Raw genomic sequence first — 12,784 nt, 5'->3', positions numbered from 1 at the left:
GCTATCCATATTATAGTTATGTCACTCTCTCATTATAATGTTACCCTGTTTGCTGCTGCTCAAGTTTTTGATGTAGGCCGAAGTAAAAACCTTTTTGGCTGATAAGGTCTTCATGAGAACCATGCTCTGTAATCTCGCCATCCTGTAGGACATAAATGCGGTCAGCCTGTTCAATCGTGTTTAAACGGTGAGCAATCATAAAGCTTGTTCTCCCTTTCATCAAACGTTGAAGCGCTTCTTGTATACGCATTTCAGTAATCGTATCAATACTGGATGTGGCTTCGTCTAAAATTAAAATGGAAGGGTCAGCAAGGATAGCTCTTGCGATTGAAAGGAGTTGCTTTTGCCCTTGGCTTATTCCTCCACCATCCTGCTTCAGTTCTGTATCATACCCATTTTGAAGCCTGATAATAAAGTCATGCGCATTGGCCTTTTTGGCTGCCTCTTCTACTTCTTCGTCTGTTGCGTCCAATCGTCCATAGCGGATATTCTCTCTAATGCTACCTTGAAAAAGGAAGGAATCTTGTAAGACAAACCCCATCTTTTTCCGTAAGCTTTCTTTTTGAATGTGCTTCATATCGATATCGTCGATGAAAATGTGACCGCTATCGGTTTCGTAAAAGTACGAAAGCAAATTAATGATCGTTGTTTTTCCAGCACCTGTTGGTCCAACAAACGCAACCGTTTCACCCGATCGCACAGAAAAAGAAACATCCTTTAAGATCAATTCATTGTCATAAGAGAAAGACACACGCTCAAACCTGACATCACCTTTAATTGACTCGATTGATTTTGCCCCTTCGTGATCTAGATCTGATGGTTCATCAATGACTTCAAACACTCGCTCCGCTCCAGCAATAGCAGAAAGTAACGTATTAAACTGGTTGGCCAAGTCGTTAAGTGGCCGGGTGAATTGTCGTGAATACTCCGCAAAGATCACAATGGTCCCCACCGTCACACCTGAGGCTGGATTTAAAGCGAGTAATCCACCAACACCTGCGATAATCGCAAAACTAGCATTGTTTAAGACGTTCATGACTTTAGGGATAAAACCTGAATACGTCTGAGCCCAAAATCCTGATGTTCGGAGCTTTTGATTTTTTTCTTCAAACTCTTGAATGATGGGCTCTTCTCTAGAAAATGTCTTAACCATCGCCTGACCCGCAATGGTTTCCTCAATATAGCCGTTTAAATTCCCTAGATTTTTTTGTTGTTCCTTAAAAAAGACAGAGGTTCGTTTAGTAATCCATCTTAAGCCAATGAACATTAATGGAACTACCATCAGCGTGACAACCGTCAGTAATGGACTTAACCAAAGCATGACGGCTAAAATCCCAATAAACGTAATAACACTGGAGAGTAGTTGGATAATTGAGCTATTTAAGGTATTACTGACATTCTCCATATCATTTGTCATGCGACTCATCAATTCACCATGTTGTCGTTTATCAAAATAGGCAAGAGGCAACCGTTGAATCTGCAGAAATAAAAGAGTTCTCATTTCCTGAACAGTTTGCTGGGATACACCAATCATCCAATAATTTTGAAACCACGTGGCGAGTGACAGGCCCAGATAAATCGCTGCTAGAGCAAGTAGAAGCGAAGGTAATCCTTCCAAATTTCCAGCAATAAAATAATCATCAATGGCTTTTCCCACAAGAAATGGTCCAAGTAAACTTAATATGGAACTAATGACAACCATCGTGACCACAAGAACTAATTTAAACTTATAAATAGATAAAAACGTCCAAATTCGGAGAAGTGTTCCTTTCCAATCCTTCGCCTTTTTATCGTTTTTCTTTTTCTTATCCTTTGAATGATCAATCTCAATCTTCTCGTACTGGAACGGCTCTTTTAGAGGAGATCCCATACTCTATGCCTCCTTTCGATACTGCGAATAGTACAATTCCTGGTAGAAGGCTGATGTAGCAAGAAGATGCTTGTGTCTACCTTCATCCACTAGTTCCCCGTGCTCAAGCAACAGAATCGAGTCTGCGGCCATTGCGGTTGAGAGCTTTTGTGTAATTAAGATGGTTGTACATGGATACTGCCTTAAGGCTTTAAAAAACGCTGCCTCGGTTTTGTTATCAAGTGCACTCGTACTATCATCTAATAGAAGGATAGCAGGCTTTCTAAGTAGAGCCCGTGCAATGGCAATACGCTGCTTCTGGCCACCAGAAAGATTCACACCCCGTTGACCAATTCGTGTTTCGTACCCATCCGGCAGTTTAGAGATTGTATCATGAATTTGTGCAGCCTCAGTAGCCTGAATGATCTCCTCCATTGTTGCATCTGGTTTTCCCCATGAGATGTTCTCACGGATGCTTCCGGAGAAAAGCATCGTTTGCTGGGATACGTATCCGATCGTATGTCGTAATGTACGTAAATCAAACTCATTAATATTTGATCCATCGATTAATATGCGGCCACTAGTCGGCTGATATAACCGAGGAATTAATTGAAAAAGAGACGATTTCCCAGAACCTGTTGCGCCAATCACCGCAACCGTTTGATAAGCTGATACATGAAAGGAGAGGTCACGAATCGCATCAATGTTAGCCTCAGGATAAGCGAATGACACATGTTCAAATGTGAGATCACCTTTTTGAGTATAAGATGTTCCACTCTTTTGAATCGCTTGTTCCTCATCCCCACTACATTCCGTTAATACCTCTTCAATTCGTTCTGCGGAAGCCTTCGCTCTCGACACGACCATAATAATCATGGAAAGAACGGTCAGGGCACCAGTAATTCTCGTAGCATAGTTTACAATGGCTACAATCTCTCCAACTTGAGCTCCGCCCGTACCCAACTGAACACTACCAAACCATAATACAGCAATGATTGATGCATTCATAAGAAGTAATAGGATGGGTTGGGTGATCTCCATTAAACGTAATGCCCGCATCGTTTGATCCTTTAATTGCTCATTCTTTGTGACGAATTGTTTAGCCTCGTGACCACGTCGGACAAATGCCTTGATCAACTTAATGGCTAATAGATTTTCTCTCATACTATGATTCACTTGATCAAGCTTTCGTTGGACCCAGCCGAACGATAGAGCACCTTTTCTCATTAAAATCGTAATGGTTAAAACAAGTAAAGGGATGACAACAGCGAATACAAGTGCCAGCTGGACATTCACAAAAAAGGATAAAGTAATTCCCCCAATGATCAGAAGTGGGGCCCTCATCATAATACGTAGTCCCATAAACACAGTATTCTGAATTTGAGTGACGTCGTTTGTGAGTCTCATGATTAATGAAGAAGTTGAGAATTTCTCCAGCTTTTCAAATGAGGACAATTGAATACGCCGATACATCGATGATCTTAGATCAAGTCCTGTACTCTGGCCCGCATGCGCTGCAAAAAATGAATTGACGACCCCTGCAAAGAAAGCAATAAAAGAACTCCCCATGAGGATAGCTCCCCAAAATAAAATCACGTTTAAATCTCCAGCCACAACACCATCATCAATGATCCGGGCCAAAATGAGTGGTGATGCTAACTCAACCGTAAGCTCGAGAAGCATTAAAAACAGGGCAATAAACACAGCTATTCGATAAGGCTTCAAATATGAAAATACATGTTTCATTTAATCTACTCCTTAACCCCAACCCCGGCATCTATTTCGTTAATCTAATTATATCTTATTTCGAGCACGAAGACGATTATGACAACTGATGAGTTTTGCTTAGATGATACTCTTGATTAAATAACAGATCATAGAGTGGACATTACATTAACGTTGTTAGCCAAGCACGAACATAGCACCAAATCCGCTACGGGAGACTTACTCATAAAAAACATGAATGGCGAATGATTCGGAGGTAGAATCATTCGCCATTTTCTCATTGATTTTTATTTTTGTCCCAACCTCTATAGGTTCTACGAGCTCGGGAAGGTGAGGTAAACCTTCGTACCTACCCCAACTTCTGATTTAATTTTAATTTCGATATTGAGTTTCTCGCATAATTGATCGACAAGATGCAGTCCCATTCCTGTTGATTCACCGTATTTGCGCCCGTTTTCCCCTGTATAAAAGGGCCGGCTGATCATTGGTAGGTCTGATGCTTGAATTCCTACTCCTTGGTCCTGTATCAGGAGAGTTGGGACATCTTGATCTAATTGACTTGAGATCAATAATTGTTTTCCCGAATCCTTTGTGTACTTAATGGCATTTACAATTAATTGATCCAACATAAACACAAGCCATTTGGGATCTGAGGATATCGTGATTTTCTCATCTACATCAATTTTCGGATACATTTCCTTCAAGATAAACAATCGCTTGTTTTCTTGTACGACTTGTTGAACAAGCGTTTTTAAATGAACTGATTTCACCCGGAAGTCTTGTTCGAATTGTTCGAACCTGGCTGTATGTAAGGCAAGATCTAGCCCTTTTTCCAGTCGTTTTAATTCTGTTCTGAGAGCAGGATACTCGTGAAAATCTGCTTCATTTTGAGTAATCAAATTCATGACAGAAACAGGGGTCTTCATTTGGTGCACCCATTGCGTCATAAATTGAACCTGTTGATTTTTGCGTATTTCAAGCTGGTGCTGCTCTGCTTGATGCTGGTTATAATAACGTGCGAGTAATTGATTATGTGCACGAATGAGCGGATGATTTCCTTCAATTTCAAAGTCGTGATGACCCCCTGCTTCCTTTGTTAACTTCTTGTAGTAGGGAGCTAACACAATATATCTATACACTAAATAGACGGCCATTAGTAATAGGGACAAAAACACAGCGTACAGAAGACTGGATTCTTGAGCCCCGGGATCAAGATAAAGAATGGATGCAATCATGAATGCTTGAACGACTTGAATGATGAGTAAAAGTCGATGGTCTCGCCAAAATAAGCTCATAATGAACGATCCCATGTCACGTGCAACCGATAGCCAGCTCCACGAATGGTTTCAACAGCTTCATGGATCCCAAGCGACTGTAATTGCTTACGAACCCTTGTCATATTAACATTGATCGTATTTTCATCTATAAAATGCGTGTCATCCCAAAGCTTATCCAGAATGGCTTGGCGTGTGACCACGTTCGGATATGTTTTCATTAACAGTTCAATCAGTTGGCATTCTTTCTTAGAAAGCATAACTGTTCCCTCTTCAAATGAAAGCTCCATACGTTCTGAATGATAGACAAGACCATTAAGCTCAATTGTTTTTTCTTCAGGTGCGGTAGAATATTCTCCATACGCCCGCCTTATATGACTTCTCACTTTCGCCACCAGAACGTCTGTATGAAACGGTTTTGGAAGGTAGTCATCTCCACCATGCTCCAAAGCCATCACTTGATCAATCTCACTACTTCGTGCCGAGATAAAAATTACAGGACACGTCGAACGTTGCCTAATTTGACGACACCAATAAAATCCATCAAAGGTCGGAAGGTTAATATCTAGTAAGATAATACTTGGATCTGCTTTTTCAAAAAAAGAAAGTAGATCCGCCTCTCCATTATGTGTAAACACCGTGAATCCATAACGAACGAGTTTTTCTTTTAACACGGAAGCCAGTTTTTCATCGTCCTCTATGATTAATACCGTTTCTGCCATGTTTGCTCGCCTCCTGACCTATGGTTATTCTATGAGCTGGCGTAAATTCTGAATGTATTGCTTGCGCATTAATAGAAAATAAATCACCTGTGCAGCTACAAATCCAGCAATAACTAGAAGTATCTGATGGGAAATATTCACTCTTTGTACATACATCGATTGTAGTGCTACAAACGCAACACTCGCATGAATAAGTGATAAAGCAAATGGGATAAAAAATAACAAACTCATCTCGGTTGTCACGACACGATTGATCTGTTTAAATGTAAATCCTAGTTTCCTTAAAATAATAAACCGCTCAGCGTCTCTTGGTAAATAGGTATACAAACGATAATAAAGGAAACTCCCCGTTGCGATAAAAAAGACTATTCCTATCACCGAGCCGATCAGTAACGTGGTCTGGTACAGGCTACTTGCTTGTAAATAAAAGAGTCCACTTGAATGGAAGCTAAAGGTTGGAACAGGGTTACTCCTATCCTGAAAGTACGCACGTTCCAGTTGCAATTCGTTTTCGTATAAATCTCGTCCTATTAACTCTGTCCTCTCCCAATCAGCGATTGCGTAACCGACAAAAAACTGTTCTTTAAACCTTTGAACGTCATTATAAACAGAATCTGATACCACCACAGGATTAACGCTCAAGAAATAGGAAGTACCAAACACTTGATAAGGGTACATATCCTCTATAACTAAGGGAGGTTGTCCCTCGAAACGTAATGTTTCTTCCTCTCTTCTATTTTCCCATTCCCCCTCATGAGTAGCTAGTGGTTGCACTTGTTGATCGGTTAAATCAAGTTTTGGAAGGTTTAACATACTCGCAAGCTGATTAAAATCTGATAACGAAACTAGAGTATAATCATAAGCATAGTCCACTTCCCATTCAGAGCTCTGAAGTTTGCCTTCTGTCTCTTTTAACGTGAGGCTCGTTTCTTGATAGTCTATCTGCTTCTCCATTAATTCCTCAGATAACTGCTGTCGAACTTGATTCGCATCCATTTGATCTAGACTGATATATGTCATCGCCATCGGCTGTTCAAACTCACGATCCATTGTTGTTCCAAAGGTAGCAATCGTCCCAGTTGCACAAATAGCGATTGTCGAAATTATAGAAACTAGAAAGAACACACGTGAATGATCCTTCAATCGATAAATTAAATTAGATCGACTAATTAACTTATAACTTTTCCAATGTTTCCTCGGGTTCTGTTGAAGTCGCCTCATAACGAATACACTTAGCTGCGTAAAGAAGAAATAGGTACCTACAACCACCATCAACGTTACTGGGAAAAAGCGAACAACCACTTGCTCTGATTCGGCGGTAAACGCCAGAAGATATCCTCCACCAATTAAAACGAGCGCGAGGATGCTAAGAAATGGAGAGGCAATTGGAAAAGATTCAGGCCTTTCCTTCCCTTGAAGCAACTCACGAACCTTTGTGGTCCGCACGATAAAGGACGTAAAATATGAAATACTTGCAAATAACAATATAAAGACACAGACTGTTAATCCAAGCGCACTCCACGGCATGTAAAACGGCATATGGTCCAACAGTATGACGTTGCTAATCGCCATTAGAAACAGCTTTTCAAACGCTAGCCCAACACTTACTCCGATCAAGATCGCCCCAAATCCAATTAAACAGCTTTCAAAAAAAAGCAGCTGCCTTAGCTTTTTTTTCGTTAAGCCATGTAGCACCAGAATGCCAAATTCCTGTTTCCTTGATGTTAAAAACGTGCCCATTGAATACAGCACAAATAAGAACGAAAATCCAAAGATTACATAAAGAGACACGGTCATACCAACAACTGCAACCTCTGTAATCAATCCTTCACCAACACTCGGATGAAACACAAATACAGCATACACAAAAAATACAAACACAGAAAACGCACAGCTAAGTAAAAAAGCAGAGTACGTTCGTTTGTTGCGAATAATATTACGGTAGGCGAACTGACGAAAGGTCACGATTGTCTCCTCCCATCAATGAAAGAACCTGAACAATATTTTGATAAAAGGATTCCCGATGCTCCCCCTTATATAATTCGTTAAACAGCTGACCATCCTTAATAAATAAAATCCGATCACAGTAACTCGCGACAACTGGGTCATGTGTCACCATCAGAATGGTTGTCTTCTCTTCCTTATTCATCTTATGTAAAAGCTCCATGACATCACTTGTTGCCCTGGAATCTAAATTTCCCGTAGGCTCATCTGCCAGCAAAAGCTTCGGTTTATGTATTAAAGCCCGTCCAATCGCCGTGCGCTGAATTTGTCCACCTGATAACTCATAGATCCGTTTATCAAGAATTTCATGAATTCCAAGTTTCTTTGCCAATTGCTGAATCCGACTTTGCATTTCTTGAATGGAGTGACCTCCGTCAAGCGTAAGAGGCAGGACCATATTTTCTTCCACTGTTAGCGTATCAAGCAGTTGAAAGTTTTGAAACACAAATCCCAGCTTTCTCGCCCGAAAGGAAGCCAGCTGCTTTTCATTTAATGCATGAGGCGTCTCTCCATCCAATTGGATCGAGCCTGAAGTGGGTGAATCAATCGTTGACATGATATTGAGAAGAGTCGTTTTCCCACTACCAGAGGGTCCCATAATCCCAACATATTCCCCGTCACCCACATCAAATGAAACATCCTCAAGCGCACGATAAGCAACCTTTCCACTATACATTTTGGAAACATGGCTCACTGTTAGCATCTTACTTTCCTCCTCTTAAGCCTGAACGCTCGCTGCAATCAATAGCATACTGATAACCCCAATAATAAATGTCGCTGATATTACTTTAATTCCTAGACTTCCCCTCATTCAGTCCATCTCCTGTTCACTTAGTATACCTCTAGTATAAGAAGCAAACCACTCTGCACCTATCGATTATACTTTCAAGAACCTTACAGAGGTGTAAGCATGGGAAGAGGCGCGAGGTTGGCTCAAGTGTGCGCGACCTCCTCTCTTTTTGCGCGACTTTGGATTAGGTGTGCGCGACCTCTCCCTTTTTTGCGCGACTTTGGCTCATCTGTGCGCGGCCTACCCTCTTTTTGCGCGACTTTGACTCAGGTGTGCGCGACCTCTACCCTTTTTGTGCGACTTTGACTCAGATGTGCGCGACCTCTCCCTTTTTTGCGCGACTTTGACTCAGGTGTGCGCGACCTCTCCCTTTTTTGCGCGACTTTGGCTTATCTGTGCGCGGCCTACCCTCTTTTTGCGCGACTTTGGCTCATGTATGCGCGACCTCTACCCTCTTTTTGCGCGACTTTGCCTCATCTGTGCGCGACCTCTACCCTTTTTGCGCGACTTTGACTCAGGTGTGCGCGACCTCCCCTCTTTTTGCGCGACTTTGGCTCATGTATGCGCGACCTCCTCTCCTTTTGCGCGACTTTGGCTCATCTGTGCGCGACAGCCAACTCCTAGATTAAGTCCATATAATTGTGTAAAAGAGAATAAGCCATCATCATTCCGACCACAATGTTTTTACCCATAAAAACAAAACGTGAAGGAGAATGATGATGACTCAATTTCAGTTTAACCTAAATATGGATACCTTAAAAGAATCCGTAATGAATTCTTCCATTGAACCTGTTATGAAGTCTATGATTGTTTTAATTTTAAATGAATACATGGAAAAAGAACGAGATGATTATCTCCAAGTAGATCATTATGAACGTTCAGATCTTCGAAAAGACCATCGAAATGGCTACTATGAGAGAGAGATGATGTATCAAATCGGGCGCGTGAAACTCCGTGTCCCTCGCACTCGAAGTGGAGAGTTTTCGCCATCTATCTTTGAAAAGTATTTACGATGTGATCAATCATTTATCATGTCGATGCTTGAGATGTTCGTCAACGGAGTCTCTACTCGCAGAGTGAATCATATCGTTCAGGAGCTTTGTGGAGAAACCGTCTCAAAATCCTTTGTTTCTTCGTTGACCAAGAAGCTAGATCCACTCGTTCGCGAGTGGGCTGAACGTCCTCTTAACACCGAATATTATCCATATGTGTTTGTAGATGCGATGTACATTAAGGTGCGTGAACACCATAAAGTTGTATCTAAAGCTGTCTACATAGCCACAGCGATTAATGAAAACCATAGTCGGGAAATTCTAGGGTTGAATGTGAGTCATGAAGAGAGTTTTGAAGCGTGGAAAGCGTTCTTTGATCAGTTAAAAGGTAGAGGCCTACAGTCTCCAAAATTAGTGATCTCAGATGCGCACGCTGGATTAAGAAAAGCCATTCAGAAAGAGTTCATCGGTACAGCCTGGCAACGCTGTACGGTTCATTTCAAGAAGAACATCATTCAGTCACTTCCAAAGAATAATATGGATGAGGTAAAGCTGGATCTTAAACGAATTTTTCAAGCCATCAACCCAAAAGATGCCCGTCTATTTAAAGATCAATTTATTTCCAAATATGCAGATCATCCCAAATTAGAAAAGGCCATCGTGAAGCTGGAAGAAGGATTTGATGATTCGATTCAATACATGAATGAACCTCATCCTTATCATGTGTTCTTAAGAACAACGAATTCAATCGAGAGATTGAATCAAGAAATACGAAGAAGAGAAAGGGTCATTCGCATATTTCCAAATACCCAATCGGCTTTCCGACTCATAGGAGCAGTTTTGATGGATGAAGCCGACTCCATGAAAAAGCGACAGTTAATCTTTAAGGATAGTGTAAACCCATCATCATGAGAACGGCCGTTTTTTGGAGAAGGGGGAAGGGCCCTTCCCTCTTCTCCAAAAAACAAAAGATAAAACCAAACGAAAACAATACCTTGTGGTTGGAATTTACACATGAATATGGACTTGACTAACTCCTACCTTCATACCACGTCCAAAACAAACAAGAGCCCCAAACGCTTGATTCAAGCGCATGGAGCTCTTTATATGATCATCTTCTTATGAAGATACTTGTACGCTAGCCATGATCATCATTCCGACTACACCAACTAAAAATACCGCTGAAATAATTTTAATGCCGAGACCGCCCTTCACGTCTTTCATTCCTCCTAATCTTATTTTCTCTCTATCTTCTCTTATGTTGTGAAACTCGATTTTTGTCTAGTACTAGTATAATAAAAAAATAGTAGAAATAGTCCTTCTTTTTCCATATTGTAATGTGACAATTTTGTGTCAAAAGGGTCCCTCATTTTCATTCTAGACACGAATAAAAATCTTTGTTAGGATAAGCTGACGAACGTTCGGAAGGTGGATAATGTATGACAGCTGATGAAATTAAAAAAGCTGCTTTGTTTTCGTTTGGACAAAATGGTTTTGAAGGTGCTTCTTTAGCCCAAATTGCTGATGAAGTGGGCATTAAAAAGCAATCAATCTATACACATTTTAAAAACAAGGATGATCTTTTTCTAACGGTACTTGAAGATTCTTTACAAAATGATTGGTCGTTTCTCGTAAACTGGATTGATCAGAATCAAGACCTCTCAATGCATGACCTTTTGGAAGAACATCTTTACTTATTGCTTCGACGTTTTTCTGAAGAGGATAGCTACCGATTTGGGCTGCGAATTTCCTTCTTCCCACCTTCTCATTTGTATGAAAAGGTGATGCATCAGGTTGCCCAGTACGAATCAAGATTTGAGGAGGCTTTTATGCCTATATTTGAAACAGCTCTTTCAGAAGGTTTCTTGGACATAAAAGATGCCAGATCAGGTGTATTAGCTTATTTATCAATGGTCGATGCGATATTCATCGAATTAATTTATGGAAATAAGGAACGTGCTCTGATGAAGTTAAAGGCATTATGGTCAATATTCTGGCGTGGTGTCGTTAAATAAATTGAATGAATGATGGAGATGCTTACATGACTACTCAAGAAACACTTACGAATCCATTAGACACTCAACCAGTTGGAAAGATCTTTTTAAAATATCTTGTTCCTTCACTTGTTGGGATGTTACTCATGGCATTAAACTTTGTTGCCGACGGAATCATGGTCGGAAATCGTCTTGGGCCAGTGGCTCTTGCTGGTGTTGGGATTGCCGGTCCCGTTTATACGGTATTTGTTGCGATGTCTTTATGGATTGGAATTGGTGGAGCAACATTGTTTTCACAAGCTATGGGTGCCAAAGACCCTAAGAAGGCACAATTCATTTTCACTCAATCACTGATTGTGATCTTCTCTGCTACGCTTGTAATTGGTATCATTGCATTTATTTTCAGAGAACCACTTGTATATGCCCTTGGTGCTAACGAAGAAACATACCCTTACGCATCGGCCTATCTAAACGTCATGCTTCTCTTTGGTTTTGTTTTTACCGTTGAGAATGCGACAAGTGTGTTTGTTCGAAATGATCGTAATCCAACACTTGCGATGAGCGCCTTAATTGTGACAGCTGTGACAAACGTTATTTTGAACTATATTATTTTATACGTTTTAAACTTAGGAGTTGCAGGTGCAGCGTATGGAACAATTATTTCTGCAGCACTTGGAATTGGTGTATTGAGCCTTCACTTTTTCAGGAAAGATAATCAACTAAAATTAGTAAAGTTTCGCTTACAGCGACCATTACTTGTTCAAGCTATCATGCTGGGATTCCCTAGCTTTCTTGCTGAGGTCGGAATTTCTGTCTTTACCGTTTCGCACAACGTGACATTAGAGAGGTTGGCAGGAACCGACGGGGTGGCCGCCTTCTCCGTTTTAAACTATGTACATGGTGTTATGCTTCTGATGTTCCTTGGAATGGGATCAGCCATTCAACCATTGATTAGTTATTATCATGGAGGACGCAGACAGGATCGCAAACGGCAGACAATTAAGATTGCTATTCGAACGGCAGCCATAGCAGGTCTAGTCTTTTTCATAATAGGTCAGTTCGGCGCGCGACCAATCGTTAGTATTTTTGGAGATTTTGATGAAACGGTCACAAGCCTAGCGACAACAGGTATTCGTTTATTCTTTTTTGCGTATTTGTTTATGGGAGCTAATTTTGTCATGATGACCTATTATCAATCTATTGGAAATGTAAAAATGGCTACCTGGATTACGTTTGCGCGCGAGATTTTATTTATGCTGATCATCTTGTTCACACTCCCTTATGCACTAGGTGTGAATGGAGTTTGGCTTGCTATTCCTATTGCCGAGCTGCTTGTTTTAGCGACTATTATTCTTTATATAAAACGAAATCCACTTGTAGGTTAAGGTAAAATGAACGAAATTCTCTGTTTATTCTGGTACACTAACTAAAAAA

Annotated in this window: 9 protein-coding genes; 3 read left to right on the top strand and 6 right to left on the bottom strand. The window is 40.8% G+C overall.

The features are described 5' to 3' along the window. Positions 1 to 40: 40 nt before the first annotated feature. The 6 genes from NSQ54_05590 to NSQ54_05565 form a co-directional block, all read right to left on the bottom strand. Positions 41 to 1,870: an ABC transporter ATP-binding protein gene (locus NSQ54_05590; protein ID WYP27583.1), complete on the bottom strand. Its 1,830-nt coding sequence runs from the start codon at positions 1,868 to 1,870 to the stop codon at positions 41 to 43. Positions 1,871 to 1,873: 3 nt separating this feature from the next. After that, positions 1,874 to 3,595, bottom strand: coding sequence for an ABC transporter ATP-binding protein (locus NSQ54_05585; GenBank protein WYP27582.1), 1,722 nt, complete (start codon positions 3,593 to 3,595; stop codon positions 1,874 to 1,876). Between the two features lie 293 nt (positions 3,596 to 3,888). Continuing rightward, positions 3,889 to 4,869: a sensor histidine kinase gene (locus NSQ54_05580; GenBank protein ID WYP27581.1), complete on the bottom strand. Its 981-nt coding sequence runs from the start codon at positions 4,867 to 4,869 to the stop codon at positions 3,889 to 3,891. Next, positions 4,866 to 5,570 carry a response regulator transcription factor gene (locus NSQ54_05575; GenBank protein ID WYP27580.1) on the bottom strand — a complete coding sequence of 235 codons (705 nt, stop codon included), beginning with the start codon at positions 5,568 to 5,570 and terminating at the stop codon, positions 4,866 to 4,868. Before NSQ54_05575 ends, NSQ54_05580 begins: the two co-directional genes overlap by 4 nt. A gap of 24 nt (positions 5,571 to 5,594) precedes the next feature. Then, positions 5,595 to 7,535, bottom strand: a complete 1,941-nt coding sequence (locus NSQ54_05570; protein WYP27579.1) for an ABC transporter permease — start codon at positions 7,533 to 7,535, stop codon at positions 5,595 to 5,597. Further along, a complete protein-coding gene (locus NSQ54_05565) occupies positions 7,507 to 8,277 on the bottom strand; it encodes an ABC transporter ATP-binding protein (protein ID WYP27578.1) in 771 nt (256 codons plus the stop codon). The genes NSQ54_05570 and NSQ54_05565 overlap by 29 nt, the downstream gene beginning before the upstream one ends. 806 nt (positions 8,278 to 9,083) lie before the next feature. On the opposite strand from NSQ54_05565, the gene NSQ54_05560 reads away from it, so the two are divergent. The 3 genes from NSQ54_05560 to NSQ54_05550 all read left to right on the top strand — a co-directional run bounded on the left by NSQ54_05560 (position 9,084) and on the right by NSQ54_05550 (position 12,735). Further along, complete coding sequence (locus tag NSQ54_05560) at positions 9,084 to 10,268, top strand: IS256 family transposase (protein ID WYP27577.1); 1,185 nt, start codon at positions 9,084 to 9,086, stop codon at positions 10,266 to 10,268. Between the two features lie 527 nt (positions 10,269 to 10,795). Then, entirely contained in the window at positions 10,796 to 11,371 is a 576-nt protein-coding gene (locus NSQ54_05555; GenBank protein ID WYP27576.1) for a TetR/AcrR family transcriptional regulator, read from the top strand. Between the two features lie 26 nt (positions 11,372 to 11,397). After that, entirely contained in the window at positions 11,398 to 12,735 is a 1,338-nt protein-coding gene (locus NSQ54_05550; GenBank protein WYP27575.1) for an MATE family efflux transporter, read from the top strand. Positions 12,736 to 12,784 lie beyond the last annotated feature (49 nt).

The sequence above is a fragment of the Alkalihalobacillus sp. FSL W8-0930 genome (assembly GCA_037965595.1).
Lineage (GTDB): Bacteria > Bacillota > Bacilli > Bacillales > Bacillaceae_D > Alkalicoccobacillus.
The sequence above is the reverse complement of the archived record's forward strand: the minus strand, read 5'-3'. Positions and strand labels throughout refer to the sequence as shown.